The sequence below is a fragment of the Streptomyces sp. NPDC041129 genome, from assembly GCF_055592265.1.
On record NZ_JBVIYV010000001.1, the window covers coordinates 170395 to 188908 of the forward strand.

Annotated in this window: 21 protein-coding genes; 19 read left to right on the forward strand and 2 right to left on the reverse strand. The window is 73.3% G+C overall.

The annotated features are described in order from the left end of the window. Window positions 1–8 precede the first annotated feature (8 nt). The 5 genes from ACZ6B1_RS00680 (at window position 9) to ACZ6B1_RS00700 (ending at window position 6459) form a co-directional block, all read left to right on the forward strand. A complete protein-coding gene (locus ACZ6B1_RS00680; protein ID WP_468773641.1) occupies window positions 9–1961 on the forward strand; it encodes a prolyl oligopeptidase family serine peptidase in 1953 nt (650 codons plus the stop codon). After that, window positions 1958–2881 carry a S66 peptidase family protein gene (locus tag ACZ6B1_RS00685; protein WP_468773643.1) on the forward strand — a complete coding sequence of 308 codons (924 nt, stop codon included), beginning with the start codon at window positions 1958–1960 and terminating at the stop codon, window positions 2879–2881. The genes ACZ6B1_RS00680 and ACZ6B1_RS00685 overlap by 4 nt, the downstream gene beginning before the upstream one ends. A 93-nt stretch (window positions 2882–2974) precedes the next feature. Further along, window positions 2975–3526, forward strand: coding sequence for a GNAT family N-acetyltransferase (locus ACZ6B1_RS00690; RefSeq protein ID WP_468773644.1), 552 nt, complete (start codon window positions 2975–2977; stop codon window positions 3524–3526). Window positions 3527–3554: 28 nt separating this feature from the next. Next, window positions 3555–4454: an arginase family protein gene (locus tag ACZ6B1_RS00695; RefSeq protein ID WP_468773645.1), complete on the forward strand. Its 900-nt coding sequence runs from the start codon at window positions 3555–3557 to the stop codon at window positions 4452–4454. 40 nt (window positions 4455–4494) lie between these two features. After that, entirely contained in the window at window positions 4495–6459 is a 1965-nt protein-coding gene (locus tag ACZ6B1_RS00700) for a DUF5107 domain-containing protein (RefSeq protein WP_468773647.1), read from the forward strand. 13 nt (window positions 6460–6472) lie between these two features. On the opposite strand, the gene ACZ6B1_RS00705 is transcribed toward ACZ6B1_RS00700, so the two are convergent. Then, window positions 6473–6820, reverse strand: a complete 348-nt coding sequence (locus ACZ6B1_RS00705) for a VOC family protein (RefSeq protein ID WP_358927799.1) — start codon at window positions 6818–6820, stop codon at window positions 6473–6475. A gap of 102 nt (window positions 6821–6922) precedes the next feature. Here ACZ6B1_RS00705 and ACZ6B1_RS00710 point away from each other — a divergent pair, with 102 nt between their 5' ends. Then, on the forward strand, window positions 6923–7333 hold the full coding sequence (locus tag ACZ6B1_RS00710) for a phage holin family protein (protein ID WP_468773649.1): 411 nt from the start codon (window positions 6923–6925) through the stop codon (window positions 7331–7333). Between the two features lie 103 nt (window positions 7334–7436). Here the strand turns inward: ACZ6B1_RS00710 and ACZ6B1_RS00715 are convergent, their stop codons facing one another. Further along, the gene (locus ACZ6B1_RS00715; RefSeq protein WP_468773650.1) at window positions 7437–8393 is read right to left on the reverse strand and encodes an LLM class F420-dependent oxidoreductase; all 957 of its coding nucleotides are present in this window, start codon (window positions 8391–8393) and stop codon (window positions 7437–7439) included. A 194-nt stretch (window positions 8394–8587) separates the two neighbouring features. On the opposite strand from ACZ6B1_RS00715, the gene ACZ6B1_RS00720 reads away from it, so the two are divergent. From ACZ6B1_RS00720 to ACZ6B1_RS00780, 13 genes are all read left to right on the forward strand, one after another. Beyond that, window positions 8588–10120 carry an NAD(P)/FAD-dependent oxidoreductase gene (locus ACZ6B1_RS00720; RefSeq protein ID WP_468773652.1) on the forward strand — a complete coding sequence of 511 codons (1533 nt, stop codon included), beginning with the start codon at window positions 8588–8590 and terminating at the stop codon, window positions 10118–10120. Next, window positions 10117–11964: a transketolase gene (locus tag ACZ6B1_RS00725; protein WP_468773654.1), complete on the forward strand. Its 1848-nt coding sequence runs from the start codon at window positions 10117–10119 to the stop codon at window positions 11962–11964. The genes ACZ6B1_RS00720 and ACZ6B1_RS00725 overlap by 4 nt, the downstream gene beginning before the upstream one ends. Continuing rightward, on the forward strand, window positions 11961–12920 hold the full coding sequence (gene ligD / locus ACZ6B1_RS00730) for a non-homologous end-joining DNA ligase (RefSeq protein WP_468773656.1): 960 nt from the start codon (window positions 11961–11963) through the stop codon (window positions 12918–12920). Before ACZ6B1_RS00725 ends, ligD begins: the two co-directional genes overlap by 4 nt. Window positions 12921–13043: 123 nt before the next feature. Further along, entirely contained in the window at window positions 13044–13409 is a 366-nt protein-coding gene (locus ACZ6B1_RS00735; RefSeq protein WP_468773658.1) for a gas vesicle protein GvpO, read from the forward strand. Window positions 13410–13484: 75 nt separating this feature from the next. Further along, window positions 13485–13916 carry a gas vesicle structural protein GvpA gene (locus tag ACZ6B1_RS00740; RefSeq protein WP_250400320.1) on the forward strand — a complete coding sequence of 144 codons (432 nt, stop codon included), beginning with the start codon at window positions 13485–13487 and terminating at the stop codon, window positions 13914–13916. Continuing rightward, window positions 13913–14683 (forward strand): GvpL/GvpF family gas vesicle protein, encoded by a 771-nt coding sequence (locus ACZ6B1_RS00745; protein WP_468773660.1) that lies wholly within the window; start codon window positions 13913–13915, stop codon window positions 14681–14683. The genes ACZ6B1_RS00740 and ACZ6B1_RS00745 overlap by 4 nt, the downstream gene beginning before the upstream one ends. A gap of 33 nt (window positions 14684–14716) precedes the next feature. Continuing rightward, window positions 14717–14980 (forward strand): gas vesicle protein GvpG, encoded by a 264-nt coding sequence (locus ACZ6B1_RS00750; RefSeq protein ID WP_468773662.1) that lies wholly within the window; start codon window positions 14717–14719, stop codon window positions 14978–14980. Further along, the gene (locus ACZ6B1_RS00755) at window positions 14977–15711 is read left to right on the forward strand and encodes a DNA primase (RefSeq protein WP_468773664.1); all 735 of its coding nucleotides are present in this window, start codon (window positions 14977–14979) and stop codon (window positions 15709–15711) included. The genes ACZ6B1_RS00750 and ACZ6B1_RS00755 overlap by 4 nt, the downstream gene beginning before the upstream one ends. Then, window positions 15708–16931, forward strand: coding sequence for an SRPBCC family protein (locus tag ACZ6B1_RS00760; RefSeq protein WP_468773666.1), 1224 nt, complete (start codon window positions 15708–15710; stop codon window positions 16929–16931). Before ACZ6B1_RS00755 ends, ACZ6B1_RS00760 begins: the two co-directional genes overlap by 4 nt. Then, window positions 16928–17272, forward strand: a complete 345-nt coding sequence (locus tag ACZ6B1_RS00765; protein ID WP_468773667.1) for a gas vesicle protein — start codon at window positions 16928–16930, stop codon at window positions 17270–17272. The genes ACZ6B1_RS00760 and ACZ6B1_RS00765 overlap by 4 nt, the downstream gene beginning before the upstream one ends. After that, window positions 17269–18027 carry a GvpL/GvpF family gas vesicle protein gene (locus tag ACZ6B1_RS00770; protein ID WP_468773669.1) on the forward strand — a complete coding sequence of 253 codons (759 nt, stop codon included), beginning with the start codon at window positions 17269–17271 and terminating at the stop codon, window positions 18025–18027. The genes ACZ6B1_RS00765 and ACZ6B1_RS00770 overlap by 4 nt, the downstream gene beginning before the upstream one ends. Continuing rightward, window positions 18024–18212: a gas vesicle protein gene (locus ACZ6B1_RS00775; RefSeq protein ID WP_143638825.1), complete on the forward strand. Its 189-nt coding sequence runs from the start codon at window positions 18024–18026 to the stop codon at window positions 18210–18212. Before ACZ6B1_RS00770 ends, ACZ6B1_RS00775 begins: the two co-directional genes overlap by 4 nt. Continuing rightward, the gene (locus tag ACZ6B1_RS00780; RefSeq protein WP_390058133.1) at window positions 18209–18490 is read left to right on the forward strand and encodes a gas vesicle protein K; all 282 of its coding nucleotides are present in this window, start codon (window positions 18209–18211) and stop codon (window positions 18488–18490) included. Before ACZ6B1_RS00775 ends, ACZ6B1_RS00780 begins: the two co-directional genes overlap by 4 nt. Window positions 18491–18514 lie beyond the last annotated feature (24 nt).

The following is an 18514-nucleotide window of genomic DNA, read 5'->3' on the forward strand; positions in this document are numbered from 1 at the left end:
GGGACGAGATGAAGCAGCCGTACGGTTCCTGGCCCTCGCCGATCGACGCGGCGCTGGCCGCGGCGCACGACGGGCAGCCGGAGTGGGTGGGGTTCGTCGGCGACGAGGTCTGGTGGACCGAGCCCCGGCCCGCCGAGGGCGGCCGCCGGGCCCTGGTGCGTCGCACGGCCGAGGGCACCGAGGAGTCGGTGCTGCCGGCGCCGTGGAACGTGCGCACCCGGGTCATCGAGTACGGCGGCCGGCCGTGGACCGGAACGCTCCGGGACGGTGTGCCCCTGGTGGTGTTCGTGAACTTCGCCGACCAGCGGCTGTACCGGTACGAGCCCGGCGGCGAGCCGCGTCCGCTCACCCCGCTGTCGCCGGTGGAGGGCGGACTGCGCTGGGCGGAGCCGCGGGTGGACCTCGCCCGCGGCGAGGCGTGGTGTGTGCTGGAGGAGTTCACCGGGGACGGACCGGACGACGTACGGCGCGTCCTGGCCGCCGTACCGCTGGACGGCTCGGCCGCCGGTGACCGGGCCGCCGTACGGGAACTCGTCCCGGAACGGCACCGGTTCGTCACCGGCCCCCGGCTCTCGCCCGACGGCCGCCGGGCCGCCTGGCTCGCCTGGGACCATCCGCGGATGCCGTGGGACGGCACGGAGCTGCTCGTCGGTGAGGTCGGTGACGACGGCACCCTGCACACGGTCCGCACCGTCGCCGGCGGCCCCGAGGAGTCCGTCGCGCAGGTGGAGTGGGCCGCCGACGGCGCCCTGCTGTACGCGAGCGACCGCGGCGGCTGGTGGAACCTCTACCGTGACGGCACCCCGCTGTGCCCGCGCGAGGAGGAGTTCGCCGGGCCGCTGTGGAAGCTGGGCCTGAACTGGTTCGCGCCGCTGGACAACGGTCTGATCGCGGTCGTGCACGGCCGTGGCGCCGCCGTGCTCGGGATACTGGACCCCGAGTCCGGCGAGGTGGTCGACGCCGCCGGACCGTGGACCGAGTTCGGCTCCACCCTCGCGGTCCACGGCGAACGGGTCGTCGCGGTCGGGGCCGGCGCGCGCACCGGGCCGGAAGTGGTGGAACTGGACACCCGGATCGGACGCGCCCGGGCCATCGGCGCCCGTCACCGGGACGCCGTGGACCCGGCGTACTACCCGGAGCCCGAGACCCGTGTCTTCACCGGCCCCGGCGGCCGCGAGGTGCACGCCCACGTCTACCCGCCGCACCACCCCGGCCGCACCGCCCCCGACGGCGAACTGCCGCCGTACGTCATCTGGGCGCACGGCGGCCCCACCGGCCGCGTGCCGTGCGTACTCGACCTGGAGATCGCCTACTTCACCTCGCGCGGCATCGGAGTCGCCGAGGTCAACTACGGCGGCTCCACCGGGTACGGCCGCGCCTACCGGGAGCGGCTGCGCGAGCAGTGGGGCGTGGTCGACGTCGAGGACTGCGCGGCCGTCGCCCTAGCCCTCGCCGAGGAGGGCACCGCCGACCGCGGCCGGCTCGCCATCCGGGGCGGCAGCGCGGGCGGCTGGACCACCGCCGCGTCCCTGACCGGGACGGACGTGTACGCCTGCGGCACGATCATCTACCCCGTCCTGGACCTCGCCACCTGGGGACCGGGGGAGACCCACGACTTCGAGTCGCGCTATCTGGAGTCGCTGATCGGCTCGCCGGCCGAGGTCCCCGACCGGTACGCCGAGCGCTCGCCCACCGCGCACGCCGACCGGCTCACCGCGCCGTTCCTGCTGCTCCAGGGCCTGGACGACGTGATCTGCCCGCCCGCCCAGTGCGAGCGCCTGCTCGCCGGCATCGAGGGCCGGGGCGTACCGCACGCCTACCTCACCTTCGAGGGGGAGGGACACGGCTTCCGGCGGGCCGACACCATGGTGCGTGCCCTGGAGGCCGAACTGTCCCTGTACGCGCAGGTGTTCGGGCTGGACCCGACACCCGCGGTGCCGAAGCTGGAGCTGGGCACATGAGGGAACTCGACCGGCCGGAGCGGCTGGCCCCCGGCGCGCGGGTGGCCGTCGTCGCGCCCAGTGGGCCGGTGGCCGAGGAACGGCTCCAGGCCGGTCTGGACGTGCTGCGCGGCTGGGACCTCGACCCGGTGGTGGCGCCTCATGTGCTGGACCGGCACGGGGAGCTGGGCTACCTGGCGGGCACCGACGCCGACCGGGCGGCCGACCTGCAGCACGCCTGGTGCGACCCCGCCGTGGACGCGGTGCTCTGCGCCCGCGGCGGGTACGGGGCCCAGCGCATGGCCGATCTGCTCGACTGGGAGGCGATGCGCGCGGCCGGGCCGAAGGTGTTCGTCGGCTTCAGCGACATCACCGTGCTGCACCAGGCGTTCGCCACCCGGCTCGGTCTTGTCACCCTGCACGGTCCGGCCGCCGCGGGTGTCGACTTCATCAAGAACGCCCGGGCGCAGGAGCATCTGCGGGCCACCCTGTTCGCACCGGAGACGGTCCGCACCCTCGCCTCGGGCCGCCCCGCCCTGGCACCCGGGCGGGCCCGCGGGGTGACCCTCGGCGGCTGTCTCAGCATGCTCGCCGGCGACCTCGGCACGCCCCTGGCCCACCCCGGCGCCCATGGCGGACTGCTGCTGCTCGAGGACGTGGGGGAGCGGCCGTACCGCGTGGACAGGCTGCTGACCCAGCTCCTGCGCTCCGGCTGGCTCGACGGCGTCGCCGGGGTCGGGCTCGGCTCCTGGCACGACTGCGGACCGTACGGCGAACTCCGCGCGGTCCTCGCCGACCGGCTCGGCGGGCTCGGAGTACCGGTCGTCGAGGAGATCGGATTCGGGCACTGCGACGGGGCGCTGACGGTGCCGTTCGGAGTGACGGCCGAACTCGACGCCGACGCGGGGACCTTGACGCTGGACGAGCCCGCGCTGCGCTGACCGGGACCGGCCGGGTCGCACGCGGTGCGCGGCCCGGCCGGTGGCGAGACAATGCGCTGCGGTGTCCCGGCCGGTCACGCGTAGGCTGGCCGGATGCCGCACACCGCAGCCCACTACCTCGCCACCGGCCCCCGCGTGGGCATCCGCGCCTTCACCCTCGGCGACGGCCCCGAGTTCACCGCCCGGGCCAGGGAGAGCAAGGACCTGCACCGGCCGTGGCTGTTCCCGCCGGACACCGACGAGGGCTACGCGAGCTACGCCGGGGCACTCATCAAGGACCCGGCCAGGGCCGGGTTCCTCGTGTGCGAGAAGGACACCGGGGACATCGCCGGGTTCATCAACATCAACAACATCGTCCGGGGCGGCTTCCAGTGCGGCGCCCTCGGCTACGGCGCCTTCGCCCACGCGGCCGGCCGGGGACTGATGCGCGAGGGCCTCGACCTGGTGATCGGCTACGCGTTCGGTGCGCTCGGACTGCACCGGCTCGAGATCAACGCCCAGCCGGACAACGCCGCCTCCGTCGCGCTGGCCCGCGGCGCCGGCTTCCGCCTGGAGGGCTTCTCACCCGACATGATCTTCATCGACGGCGCCTGGCGCGACCACGAACGCTGGGCCCTGACCGCCGAGATGCGCACCGCCGACTGAACCCGCCGACCGGCCGAGGGAGACTCCCATGCGAACGCTCGTCCTGCTCGACGCCCCCTCCAACCTGGGGCTGCGCCCGCCGGCCCCCGGCACAGTCCCCGGCTGCTACAAGCTGGCGGGAGCCCTCCGGGAGCAGGGCCTGCTGCGGCGGCTCGGCGCACGGGAGGGCGGCGTCGTCGTACCGCCCCGCTACGACCGCGGTGACTGGCGGGAGGGCGACGGCGTGTTCAACGCGGCCGCGCTCGCCGGCTACACCGTACGGCTCGCCGACCGCGTCGAACGCCACCTGCGCGCCGGGGAGTTCCCCGTCGTCCTCGGCGGCGACTGCTCCATCCAGCTCGGCGCCTCCCTCGCCATGCGCCGCCTCGGCCGGTACGGGCTCGCCGCGATCGACGCCTCGCACGACTTCCGGCACCCGGGGAACTCCGGCCGGATCGGCGCCGCGGGCGGCGAGGAGGTCGCGATCGGCACCGGACGCGGCCAGGAGGACCTGACGAACCTGGAGGGGCTCCGGCCCTACCTCAGGGACGAGGACGTACGGTTCTTCGGCATCCGCGACGCCTTCACCGACGACCTGGCCGAACTCGCCTCGCTGAAGATGCCGGTCGCCACCGTCGGCGGTATCCGTGCCGAGGGCGCCGGGCCGGTCGCCCGTGCCGCCGCGGAGGCCTTCCGGGCACCCGGACTCGACGGCTTCTGGGTCCATCTGGACGCCGACGTCCTCGACCCGTCCGTGATGCCGGCCGTCGACAGCCCCGACCCGGACGGTCTGCTGCCGGACGAACTGGAGGAGCTGCTCCGCCCGTTGCTGGCGTCCCCGCGCTGCGTGGGCGTCAACGTCACCATCTACGACCCCGACCTCGACCCCCAGGGCACGGCGGGAGCCCTGCTGGCCGACCTGGTCGTGGCCGCCTTTGCGCAATCCTGACCGGCAGATCCCCTGGCCGACCGGCCGCACGACGGGTTCCATGGTCATCGTGACGAGGATCCGACGTGAGGTAATCACCCTGCCCGCCGCGCGGTTGGGCCCCGACAACCCCCTGCCCCCGCTCCGCCCCCTCGACGAGGTGCACCGCGTCGACGACCGGGACCGCGGGGACATGCCCCGCGACATGGCACGGCAGCTCGACTACGAGCCGCTGCGCAGCCTGCTGCCGGTGCGGGTGCGCGACGGGTACGGCAGAACCCGCGAACCCCGCTCCCTCCAGGCCCTGGTGATCGAGAACGACCGGCTGCGCGCCACCGTCCTGCCCGGCCTCGGCGGCCGGATCGCCTCCCTGGTCCACCTGCCCACCGGGCGCGAACTCCTCTACCGCAACCCGGTGTTCCAGCCCGCCAACTTCGCGCTCAACGGCGCCTGGTACTCCGGCGGCATCGAGTGGAACATCGGCGCCACCGGCCACACCACCCTGTCCTGCGCACCCCTGCACGCCGCCCGCGTCCCCGCCCCCGACGGCGGCGAGATGCTGCGCCTGTGGGAGTGGGAGCGGCTGCGCGACCTGCCCTTCCAGGTCGACCTGTGGCTCCCCGAGGGATCCGACTTCCTGTACGCGGGCGTCCGGATCCGCAACCCGCACGAGCACCCGGCGCCCGCCTACTGGTGGTCCAACATCGCCGTCCCCGAGGACCGCCGGGTCCTCGCCCCGGCCGAGGAGGCCTGGCAGTTCGGGTACGAGCGCCGCCTGCGCCGGGTGCCGGTCCCCTGCCACGACGGCATCGACCGCACCCACCCCCTCAACAGCCCCTATGCCGCCGACTACTTCTACGAGGTTCCGGACGGCCGGCGCCGCTGGATCGCGGCGCTGGACGCGGACGGCCACGGGTTGGTGCAGACCTCCACCGACGTGCTGCGCGGCCGGAAGCTGTTCGTGTGGGGCAGCGGCCCCGGCGGCCGGCGCTGGCAGGAGTGGCTGACCGAGCCCGGCACCGGCGGCTACTGCGAGATCCAGGCCGGCCTCGCCCGCACCCAGCTCGAGCACGTCCGGCTGGAACCCGAGAGCGAGGTGTCCTGGCTGGAGGCGTACGGCCCGCTCACCGCCACCCCCGACGGCCCCTCGTGGCCGGCGGTCGTGCGGGGCGCCGAGGACCGGCTGGCGGCGGCCCTGCCGAGGGCCCGCGTCGAGCAGGCGTACACCGACTGGAAGCCGTACGCCGACACCGAACCCGGCGAGCGGCTGGCCACCGGCTCGGGCTGGGGCGCGCTCGAGGTCCGGCGCGCCGACTGGAAACTGCCCGGCACGCCGTTTCCCGAGTCCACGCTCGGCGAGGCGCAGCAGCCCTGGCTGGAGCTGCTGCGCACCGGCTCGCTGCCGGAACCGCGCCGGGTCCGCCCGCCCGGCGGGACACTGGTCGCTCCACACTGGCGGGACATGCTGGAGACCGCACCGGCCACCCCGCACACCGAGTACCACCTGGGCGTCGCCCAGTGGCACGCCGGTGACCGTGCCCAGGCGGTGCGGAGCTGGGAGCGGGCCGTGCCGCTCGCCCCGTCGCAGTGGCCGCTGCTGCGCTGCCTGGCCGTCGCCGACCAGGAGTCCGGCCACCACGAGCGGGCCGCCGACCGGTACGCGGAGGCCTTCGACGACCTGTGCCGCGAACGGCGGGACGACGGGGAGGCCTGGACCGCGGCCGTGGCCGCGCTCGGCCGGGAGGCGCTCCAGGCGCTGCTGCGGGCGGGACGCACCGCGCAGGCCCGCGCCGTGTGGGAGCGGCTGCTGCCCGCCGTGCGGCACAGCGGCCCGTTCCGGCTGCTGGAGGCGGGACTGCTGCTCGCCGAGGGGCGGCGGGCGGACGCCCGGGCCGTCCTCGACGAGGGGTTCGAGGTGCCGGACCTGCGGGAGGGCGCCGACGTGATCGAGCTGCTGTGGGCCCGGCTCACCGACGAACCGCTGCCCGCCCGTCTCGACTTCCGGATGCGGCCGGACGCCGGCTGAGCGGGCGGACGGCTCAGCCGCTCTGGTCGACGTACTCGAAGATCGAGCCGTCCGGGTGCATCGCCAGCAGGTTCCGGCCCGCCGGGGTCGGCACCGGTCCGGCGATGACCCGGGCGCCCAGGTCGGTCAGCAGCCGGTGCGCCTCGGTCACGTCCTTCACGGCGATCGTCGCCGTCACCTTGCGCAGCACCTCCAGCTCCGCCTCGGGGCCGCTCATCAGGAGGAAGGAGCCGATCGCGGCCACCTGGACCCCGCCACGCTCGAACCGGAGCGCCCGGCCGCCCGCCAGCCGCTCGTAGAAGGGGATCGCGGTGTCGAGGTCGTCGACGCAGATACGCAGTGTGGCGCCCAGAATCTCCATGCGCACGAGCCTAGTTGGGACGTCAGGACCGGCACAGGCCGAGTCCCGGGCGGAGCACCGGCGATCCCGTTACCGCGCGGGCCCCGCGGGTAGGCGTATTCCATGGACCGTTTGGATCACCTGGAACATCTGGACAAGCACCTCGTCGAAGAGCTGGCACAGGTGGCACGCGAGACGGTACGGGACGAACTGCGCGAGCAGAGTCGCAAGCAACGCCGCACCGCCATGCTCTACGCCGCCTCGGGAGCCGTCGCCCTGTACGCGGGCGGCGCCCTCGCTCTCGCGGTGGGCCTCGCGCTGGCCGTGGGCCTGCCGGGCTGGGCGGCCGCACTGATCACCGCCGCGATCCTGGGCGCCCTCGCCTACGTGCTGCGCGGCGCCGCCCACCCGAAACACGGGCACGGCTCAGCCACCGCCCAGGTGGCGGGCGCCACCCGCCCCGGCACTCCCTACCCCCCGATGCCCACCGAGGCCCCGCCCCCGCCGGACGACATCCCCCACCACAGGGCCTGACCCCCGCCCCCGCGCCCCGAGCCGCGCAAGCCGGCGACAATCCCGGAAGGGGCGCGGGGAACCGCGCGCCCCTTCCGGTCACGAGCGGCCACGCGCCGCGCTCTCACCCCCCGAGCTGCGGCAGCACCTTCGTGCGGTAGAAATCGAAGAACCCCTTCTGATCCGGCCCGATCTGGTTCACGTACACCCGGTCGAAGCCCGCGTCGGCGAACGCCCGCAGCGCCGAGACATGCTCGTCGACGTCGTCGCCGCACACCGACTTCTCCCGCACCATGTCCTCGCTGACCAGCTCGGCGAGCTGCTCGAAGTGCCGGGGCGAGGGCAGCACCTGGCCCATCTCGCCGGGCAGCAGCTCGTTGTACCAGAGCTTCCGCACCGTCCGCACGCAGTCGTCGCGGTCGGCCCCGTAACAGACCTTCGTACCGCCGCTGACCGGCCTGGCCCCGCCGCCGCCCTTGCGGTACTGGGTGACCATCTCCTCGTCCGGCGTCATCGTGATGTAGCCGTCGCCCACCCGCGCGGCCAGCGCGGTGGCCTTGGGGCCGAAGCCGGAGATGTCGATCGGGACGGGTTCGTCCGGGACCGTGTACAGCCGGGCGTTCTCCACGGTGTAGTGCGTGCCGTGATGGTTGACCTCCTCGCCGGTGAACAGCCGGCGCATCACCTGGACGGCCTCCTCCAGCATCTCCAGCCGGACGTGCGCCGGGGGCCAGCGGTCGCCGAGGATGTGCTCGTTCAGCGCCTCGCCGGTACCGACACCGAGCCGGAAGCGGCCGCCGGTCAGCACCGCGCTGGTCGCCGCGGCCTGCGCCAGCACCGCCGGGTGGATGCGTACCGTCGGGCAGGTCACGGCCGTCTCGATGGGCAGCGACACGGCCTCCGACAGCGCGCCGATCATCGACCAGACGAACGGGCTCTGTCCTTGCGCGCCGTTCCACGGGTGGTAGTGGTCGGAGATCCACAGCGACTGGAAGCCGGCCTGTTCGGCCATGCGGGCCTGTTCGATCAGCTCGGCCGGACCGTGCTCCTCGCAGGCCAGGAAGTAACCGTACTCGGGCATGAAAGACACCTCCGCGCGACCGGACGGCCGGGGTCGCGACTGACGGGGACCGACGGGACCCGCGCCGGGTAACCGCCGCCGACCGGGCGAAACGCGGGCGCGACCGGCGTCCGGGTGAGCCGGGCGGCGTTTGGGTGCGGCGGCCCCGGTTACGCGGAAGGCCTGGAGGGAGCCACACCGCCGGAAGGACGTCCGTGAGTCGACCACGTGTCGTGATCGTCGGCGCAGGCTTCGCCGGGTACCGGGCTGCCCGCACCCTCGCCCGGCTGACCCGCGGCCGTGCCCGGATCACCCTGCTCAACCCGACCGACTACTTCCTGTACCTGCCGCTGCTGCCCCAGGTGGCCGCCGGGGTCCTGGAGGCACGCCGGGTCACCGTCTCGCTGCCCGGCACCCTGCGCGGGGTGCGGCTGGTCCTCGGTGAGGCCACCCGGGTCGACCTGGACCGGCGCACCGTCCATTACCGGGACCCCGAGGACGGCACCGGAACCCTCGGCTACGACCGGCTGGTACTGGCCGTCGGCAGCGTCAACAAGCTGCTGCCGATCCCCGGCGTCGCCGAGCACGCGCACGGGTTCCGCGGGCTCCCCGAGGCGCTGTACCTGCGCGACCACGTCACCCGGCAGGTGGAACTCGCCGCCGCGGAGGACGACCCGGAGGTCGGCGCCGCGCGGTGCACCTTCGTCGTGGTCGGCGCCGGCTACACGGGCACCGAGGTGGCCGCGCAGATGCGGATGCTCACCGATGACCTGGCCCGCCGCGACCTGCCCGGGCCGGCACGGCCCCGGTGGATCCTGCTGGACACCGCGCCCCGAGTGCTGCCGGAGCTGGACGAACGGCTCTCCCGCACCGCCGACCGGGTGCTGCGGGCGCGCGGCGTCGACGTCCGTACGGGCACCTCCGTGAAGGAGGCCACCCAGGACGGCGTACGGCTCACCGACGGCGACTTCGTGGCGTCGCGGACCCTGGTCTGGTGCGTCGGCGTCCGCCCGGACCCGCTGATCGAGGCCGTCGGGCAGCCGCTGGAGCGGGGCCGGCTCATCGTCGATCCGTACCTCCAGGTGCCGGGCCGCACCGAGGTGTTCGCCTGCGGAGACGCGGCCGCCGTGCCGGACCTCGAGCGTCCCGGCGAGTTCACCCCGATGACCGCCCAGCACGCCTGGCGGCAGGGCAAAGTGGCCGGGGAGAACGTGGCCTCCTCGCTCGGTCTCGGCCGGCGCCGGCGCGCCTACCGCCACCACGACCTGGGCTTCGCCGTGGACCTCGGCGGTGTGCAGGCCGCCGCCAACCCGTTCGGCGTCCCGCTGTCCGGACCGCCGGCCGGTGCGGTCACCCGCGGCTACCACCTGGCCGCCCTGCCCGGCAACCGCCTGCGCGTCGCCGCGGACTGGCTGCTGAACTCCGTACTTCCGCGCCAGACCGTGCAGTTGGGCCTCGTACGGTCCTGGTCGGTCCCGCTGGACACGGCATCCCCCGAGCTGGCCCGGGTACCCGGCGGCCCCGGACGGCCGGGCGGGAGCGCGCACGACGGCGACGGCGGCGAACACGCCGCGAGCCGGACGGCCGAGCGGCCCGCCGGGAACCGGCCGGCGGACGCCCCCGCGCCGGACCGGTCCGCACCAGCACCGCCCACCGACCATCCCGCCCCCGGCCCGGTCCGGCGTACCGACCCCGTGGATCCCGCGGACCGCCCGGACCCACCCGAACCAGCAGAAGGAGATTCATGAACACCGCCGAACTCGCCGAACTCGGCCAGCAGTTGCGCGTGGACAGCGTGCGGGCCGCCGCCGCGGCGGGCTCCGGGCATCCCACCTCGTCGATGTCCGCCGCCGACCTGATGGCCGTCCTGCTCGCCAACCACCTGCGCTACGACTTCGAGCGCCCCGAGCACCCCGCCAACGACCGCTTCGTGCTCTCCAAGGGCCACGCCTCGCCGCTGCTGTACGCCGCGTACAAGGCGGCCGGCGCGGTCGAGGACGGCGAGCTGCTGACCTTCCGCAAGCTCGGCAGCCGCCTCGAGGGGCACCCGACCCCGCGCCGGCTGCCGTGGGTGGAGACCGCCACCGGCTCGCTCGGCCAGGGCCTGCCGGTCGGCGTGGGCATCGCGCTCGCCGGGCAGCGGCTGGACCGCACCGGCTTCCGCGTGTGGGTGCTGTGCGGGGACAGCGAACTGGCCGAGGGCTCCGTCTGGGAGGCGGCCGAGCACGCCGCGTACGAGAACCTGGACAACCTCGTCGCCGTCGTGGACGTCAACCGGCTGGGCCAGCGCGGCCCGACCCGGCACGGCCACGACCTGGACGCCTACGCCCGCCGCTTCCAGGCCTTCGGCTGGCACACCATCGAGATCGACGGCCACGACGTCGACGCGATCGACCGGGCGTACGGCGAGGCCCTGTCGACGACCGGACAGCCCACCGTGATCCTCGCCCGCACCCTCAAGGGCAAGGGCGTCGCCTCCGTCGAGGACCGCGAGGGCCTGCACGGCAAGCCGCTGCCGGAGGCCGACGAGGCCATCGCCGAGCTGGGCGGACCGCGCGAGCTCCACGTCCGGGTCGGCGAGCCGGCCGCCGCGGCGACGCTCCGCTCCCTCAACACCGAGGTGGTGCGGCTGCCGCGGTACGACGAGGGCGAGGAGGTGGCCACCCGGGACGCCTTCGGCAAGGCCCTCGCCGCGCTCGGCGCCGCCCGGGGCGACGTCGTCGCGCTGGACGGCGAGGTGGGCGACTCCACCCGCACCGAGGTGTTCGCCAAGGAGCACCCCGACCGCTTCTTCGAGTGCTACATCGCCGAACAGCAGCTCGTCGCCACCGCCGTCGGCATGGCGGCCCGCGGCTGGGTGCCGTACGCCTCGACGTTCGCCGCCTTCCTCAGCCGCGCCCACGACTTCGTCCGCATGGCCTCCATCAGCGGCAGCGGTATCAACCTGGTCGGCTCGCACGCCGGCGTGGCGATCGGGCAGGACGGGCCCTCGCAGATGGGCCTGGAAGACCTGGCGATGTTCCGGTCCGTGTACGGCTCGACCGTGCTGTACCCGTGCGACGCCAACCAGACGGCCCGGCTGATCGCCACCATGGCCGGCCTCGACGGCGTCCGCTACTTGCGCACCTCGCGCGGCAAGAGCCCGGTGATCTACGGTCCCGAGGAGGAGTTCCCGGTCGGCGGCAGCAAGGTGCTGCGCGCCGGCGAGCAGGACCGGCTGACCGTCGTCGCGGCCGGGGTCACCGTCCACGAGGCCCTGGCGGCCGCCGACCGGCTCGCCCAGGACGGCATCCAGGTCCGGGTGATCGACCTGTACTCCGTCAAGCCGGTCGACAGCGAGACCCTGCGCCGGGCCGGCGAGGAGACCGGCTGCCTGCTCACCGTCGAGGACCACCACGAGGAGGGCGGCCTCGGCGACGCCGTCGCCGAGGCGTTCGCCGACGGCCGGCCCGTGCCCCGTCTGGTCCGGCTCGCGGTGCGCACCATGCCGGGTTCGGCCGCGCCCGACGAGCAGCTCCACGCCGCCGGCATCGACGCCGGGGGCATCGCGGCCGCGGCGAAGCTGCTGGTCGAGGAGGCGGTCGTGGGATGAGCGACGACGACGCGCGGACGATACGGGCGGGCCGCCGTTCGGTGCGCGTCCGGCGGCCCGGGAAGGTCCTCCTCCCGGGCGGCGCCGAGGGGTACACCAAGGGCGATCTCGCCGACTACCACCGGTCCGTCGCGCCGTATCTGCTGCCGCACCTGCGGGGCCGTCCGCTGATGCTGGAACGGTATCCGGACGGCCTCGACGGCCCCCGCTTCATGCAGAAGAACACCCCCGATCACTACCCGGACTGGATCACCCGGGCCGAGGTCGCCAAGGAGGGCGGCACGGTGACGCACGTCGTCTGCGACGACACCGCCACCCTGGTGTACCTCGCCGACCAGGCCTGTCTCACCCTGCACCGCTGGCTCTCCCGCACCGACCGGGCCGGCGGCCCGGACCATCCCGACCGGCTGGTCTTCGACCTCGACCCCGCCCCGGCGCCCGAGGGGCCCGGCGAGACCCCCGAGGACACCTTCGCCGCCGTCCGGGAGGCGGCCGAGGTGCTGCACGAGCTGCTGGAGGAGCTGGGCCTGCCCGCGGCGCCGATGACCACGGGCTCACGCGGACTGCACCTCGTCGTCCCGCTGGACGGCCGTCACGACTTCGACGAGGTACGCCGATTCGCCCGTGACGTGGCCGAGTTCGCCGAGGCCGCGCACCCCGACCGGCTCACCACCGCCGCCCGCAGGCGCGACCGCGGCGACCGCCTCTACCTCGACGTACAGCGCAACGGCTACGCGCAGACCGCCGTGGCTCCGTACACCGTCCGCGCTCTGCCCGGCGCGCCCGTCGCGGTGCCCCTAAGCTGGGAACAGGTGGCCGATCCAGGCGTCCACGCCCGCCGCTGGACCATCGCCGACGCCGCCGACCAGGCCCGCACCGACCCGTGGGCCGCACTGCCGGGCCGGGGACGTGCCCTCGGACCCGCCCAGCGCCGCCTCGCGGGACTGAAGGGCTGACGACGGCCGGCCGTGGCCGGTTCCGGGCCCGCTATCACCGTCTGTGACCTGCGGCTTCGAGAACCCCGACCCTCGGAATGTTTGGCCAAGGGATGAGCGGCCACACGCAGGGGAGAGGTGGCCATGACGAACACAAAGAGCACTCAGCAGTCACAGAATTCACAGGAGAAGCAGAACTCGTCCCAGGCGGACGACGACGCGCCGCAGGGCGCGGCCACCGGCCGGCGGCCGCGTCCCATGGAGGTGCTGCGCGAGGCGCGCGCCCAGCTCGCCGAGCTGACCGGGCTACAGCCGGAGTCGGTCTCCTCCTTCGAGCAGACCGAGGACGGATGGTCGCTCGAGGTGGAGGTCCTCGAACTGGAGCGGGTCCCGGACACCATGAGCCTGATGGCGAGTTACCAGGTGGAGCTCGACGAGGAGGGGCAGCTCACGGGCTATCGCCGCGTCCGCCGTTACGAACGCGGACGGGCGGACGCGCGCGGCCGTTAGGCCGCCCGTCTGCTCGTGCCCCGGCACCCACCGGCGCACCGCTTGTCCGATCACCGAGAAGGAGGAAGGGCCGGAATGACCGTAGTACCGGCACAACAGAGCGGCGGCGGAGGCGGCAGCAGCGGCCTCTACGACGTACTGGAACTGGTTCTGGACAGGGGGCTCGTGATCGACGCGTTCGTCCGTGTCTCCCTGGTCGGCATCGAGATCCTGAAGATCGACGTCCGCGTCGTCGTGGCCAGCGTCGACACCTATCTGCGCTTCGCCGAGGCGTGCAACCGTCTCGACCTGGAGTCGGGCCCGAACAAGAGCCCCGGCCTGCCCGAGATCGTCGGCGAGGTCACCGAGTCCGGCGCCCGCGGTAAGAGCAAGGGCGCGCTTTCGGGGGCCGCGGAGACCATATCCGGCGCCTTCAAACAGGCCCGTGAAGAGGGGCAGGAGGGTCAGAGGGAGTCCCGGCCGCGGGCCCGCAAGACCGCGGCCCGGCGTAAGGAGGAGTCGGAGTGAGCACCTACGTCTACGGAATCACCGCCCGCTCGCACCCGGCGCTTCCCGAGGGCATGTCCGGCGTCGGCGAGCCGCCGCTGCCGGTGCGCGTGCTGACGGCCGGCGAACTGGCCGCCGTGGTCAGCGACGCGCCCGAGGGGCTGCGGCCCAAGCGCCGGGACCTGCTCGCGCACCAGAACGTGCTCGCCGAGACCGGCGCGGCCGGCTGCATCCTGCCGATGCGCTTCGGCAGCGTCGCCCCTGACGACGACTCCGTCACCCAGGTGCTCGGCGAGCGCGCACAGCACTACCTGGAGCGGCTGCGGGAGCTGGACGGTAAGGTCGAATACAACGTCAAGGCCACGCATGTGGAAGAGGCCGTGCTGCACCGTGTGATGGCCGAGAACGCCGAGGTGCGTTCCCTGGCCGAGGCCAACCGCACTTCCGGCGGCGGAAGTTATGACGACAAGATCCGGCTCGGTGAGATGGTCGCGGCCGCCGTCAAGGCCAAGGAGGCCGAGGACGCGGCCGAGGTGCGCGGCGCGCTCGAAACGGCCGGCGCCGCCCTGAGCGTGGGCCCCGAGTCGACCGGCTGGCTGGTCAACCTGTCGTTCCTGGTGGCCCGGGACACCGCCGAGGAGTTCCTGGCCGCCGTCGAGCAGGTCCGCACCAGCCACCCCCATCTCGATGTGCGGGTCAACGGACCGCTCCCGCCGTACAGCTTCGTGGAGCCCGGCCCCGCCGAGCCCGCGGACAGCACGGCCGGCGCCGACGCCGGAGCGCAGTAACAGCGGACGGCCCGAACGGAAGGAGGGACGACCGTGGGACTGATCAGCGAGGTGCTGCTGCTGCCGTTCGCACCGGTGCGCGGCGCCGGATGGGCGATCGAACAGGTGTACCGCGAGGCGGAGCGCATCTACTACGACCCCGCCACCGTACGGGCCGAACTCGCGCGCCTAGAAGAGGAGTTGGAGGCGGGCGAGATCACCGAGGAGGAGTTCGACCGCCGAGAGGACGAACTGCTCGACCGGCTGGAGACCGCCATGCGCTCCGGCGAAACCACTGGCAACGGGACAACGCGATGAATCGAATGGGACTCGGCCTCGCGATAGGGGCCGGCTACTTCCTGGGACGTACCAAGAAGCTCAAACTGGCCCTCGGGGTCGGCTCCCTGGTGGCCGGCAAGAAGCTGAACCTCACTCCGCGGGCCCTTGCGGACCTGCTGGGTCAGCAGCTTCGCGACAACCCCCAGTTCAAGGAGATCGGGGACCAGCTCCGCCAGGATCTGCGCGGGGTCGGCAAGGCCGCCACCGGGGCCATGGCCGAGCGGCAGATGAGCGCGCTCGCCGACCGGCTGCACGGCCGTACCAGTGCGGTGCGCGACCAGCTCTCCGGCGTGGTGCCCGGCGGTGAATCCGAGTCGGAGGAGCCGGAGGAGCCGGAGGAGCCGGAGGAGCCGGAGGAGTACGAGGAGGAGGACGAGGGAGCCCGCGAGGACTCCGCGGAGCGGGAGGACGAAGAGCCCCCTCGCGAGGAGGACGAAGAGGACGAAGAGCCCCGTCGCGAGGCGCCCGCGAAGAAGGCCCCCGCCAAGAAGGCTCCCGCGAAGAAGGCTCCCGCGAAGAAGGCGCCCGCCAAGAAGGCGCCCGCCAAGAAGGCGCCCGCGAAGAAGGCCGCGGCGAAGAGCACGGCCGGCCGGCCGGCCGCCAAGAAGGCGGACGCGGCCCGCAGAACGGCCACGAAGAAGACGGCCTCGGCCGGCGGCAGCGGTAGCACCGGCCGGTCCCGGCAGTCGAAGGGCGGCGATGATCGATGACCGAGACCGTCGGATCCGCGACGTCAGCCGCCGGCAAGGCCGCGGGCGGAGCGGCCAAGAGCAACCCTCTGACCGATCTGGCGCACAGCGAGGCGGCGGACCGGCTCAAGGCGGAAGTGCAGGAATACCTGGCCGCCCAGGCCCAGAAGCTACTGACCGGCTTCGGCCGCAAGCTCGGGGAGACCACCGGCAAGCTGAACGACATAGCCGAGGGAAACAGTCCGGGCTTCGCCAAGCTCGCCCTGAACGCCGGCCGCAAGGTCGCCGAGGGCAAGGGCCCGCTGCGCTCCGCGCTGGAACTCGGTGCTTCCCACATCAAGGACACCGTCATGGACAAGGTGAAGGGCCTGGGGGGCGGAAAGGGCAAGCAGCGCAAGGGCGGGGGCAACAAGCCGACCGTCATCGTCGAGTCCGTCGACGTCGGAGTGCCCGTGCGCACCGCCTACGACCAGTGGACCCAGTACCAGGACTTCAGCACCTTCGCCAAGGGCGTGAAGAGCGCGAGCCGCGCCGACGACACGAACTCCGACTGGCAGGCCAAGGTCTTCTGGTCCAGCCGGAGCTGGAAGGCGCACACGGTCGAGCAGGTCCCCGACTACAAGATCCAGTGGACGTCGGAGGGCGCCAAGGGCACCACGAAGGGTGTCGTCAGCTTCCACCGGCTCGACGACAACCTCACCCGCATCCTGCTCGTCATCGAGTACTACCCGAGCGGCTTCTTCGAGAAGACCGGCAACATCTGGCGTGCCCAGGGCCGCCGGGTCCGGCTCGACTTCAAGAACTTCGCCCGGTTCATCACGTTCAAGGGCGAGGCGGAGGACAGCTGGCGCGGGGAGATCCGCGACGGCGAGGTCGTCCGCAGCCACGAGGACGCGGTGGCCGAGGAGGAGTCCGAGCAGGAGGAGCCCGAGGAGGGCGAGGAGGGCGAAGAGCCCGAGGAGGGTGAGGAGCCCCAGGAGTCCGCGGAGTCCGAAGAGGGCGAAGAAGGCGAGGAGGGCGAAGAGCCCGAGGAGGGTGAGGAGCCCGAGGAAGGCGCGGAGGCCTACGAGGACGAGGCCGAGGGCGAGCCCGAAGAGGAGGAGTACGAGGACGAGGCCGAGGGCCCCTACGAAGAAGAGGAGCCCGAGGAGGAGGAGTCCGAAGAGGAGCCCGAGGAGGAGGAGTACGAGGAAGAGCCCGAGGAGGAGCCTGAGTACTCCGGAGGCAGGAGCCGTCGATGACGACTGCCAGCCGGTTCCCCGAGCCCTACGGCCAGAGCGGCGGCGGGGCCAACCTGGCCGACATTCTGGAACGGGTGCTCGACAAGGGTGTCGTCATCGCGGGCGACATCAAGATCAACCTGCTCGACATCGAACTCCTCACCATCAAGCTCCGGCTCGTCATCGCCTCGGTCGACAAGGCCAAGGAGATGGGTATCGACTGGTGGGAGACGGACCCCGCGCTGTCCTCCCGCGCCCGCCAGAACGAGCTGGCCAAGGAGAACGCCGCGCTCAGGGAGCGGCTGGAGCGGCTCCAGGAACTGGCACCCGGAAGCGTGCCGACTGAGGAGGAGGCCCGATGAGCGCACTGCGGTACGTATACGCCGTCTGCCGCCCCCTCGACGCGCCCCTGCAGGCCGAGCTGACCGGTATCGGGGGCGCCCCGCCGGCGCTGCTGCACCACCACGGGCTGGTCGCGGTCGTCAGCTCGGTGCCGGAGGCGGACTTCGACGAGCAGGGGCTGCGGACCCGTCTGGAGGACCTGGACTGGCTGAGCGCGACCGCCCGCGCCCACCAGGGCGTGATCGCCGCGCTCAGCACGGTCACCACCCCGCTGCCACTGCGCCTCGCGACCGTCTTCCGGGACGACAGCGGCATCCGGGCGATGATCGAGGCCCGCGAGGACGACTTCCGGCGCGCCCTGGACCGGCTCGAGGGCCGGGTGGAGTGGGGCGTGAAGGTGTTCCTGGAGTCCGAGCCCGCCGAGCCCCCCGCCGCCGCGGCGGCGAAACCGGCCAGCGGCCGTGACTATCTGCGCAGCCGCCGGCGGCACAGCGAGGCACACGAGGAGAGGTGGCAGCGGGCGGAGTCGTTCGCGCGGTCGCTGCACGAGCGGCTCAGCCAACGCTCCGAGGACTTCCGGATGCATCCCGCGCAGAACTCCGCGCTCTCCGGGGCGTCGGGGCAGAACGTGCTCAACGCGGCCTATCTGGTGCCGCGCGCGGGCTGCGAGGAGTTCGTGGAGCTGGTGGACCGCACGAAGGACGAGACGCCCGGTATCCGGGTGGAACTCACCGGTCCCTGGGCCGCGTACTCGTTCAGTGGGGAGGAAGCGTGACCGTCGTCGAGCGACGTGAGATCGCCCTCGTGGACCTGCTGGACCGGCTGCTGGCCGGAGGAGTCGTCATCACCGGGGACCTGACGCTGCGGATCGCGGACGTCGACCTCGTCCGCATCGATCTCAACGCGCTGATCAGCTCGGTGAACGAGACGGTGCCCTCACCCTTCGAGGAGTTGCTGTGACCGCCCGCAACCGGCTCGACCTGGAGCCCGACACGGTCGAACGCGACCTGGTCAAACTGGTGCTGACCGTGGTGGAACTGCTGCGCCAGCTCATGGAGCGGCAGGCGGTGCGCCGCTTCGACACCGGTGAGCTCACCGAGGACCAGGAGGAGCGGATCGGGCTCACCCTGATGCTCCTGGAGGAGCGGATGGCCGAACTCCGGGACCGCTACGGGCTGCGGCCCGAGGACCTGAACCTGGACCTCGGACCGCTGGGGCCACTGCTGCCCCGTCAGTGAGCCGGGCGGCCCGGGGGTTCTCCC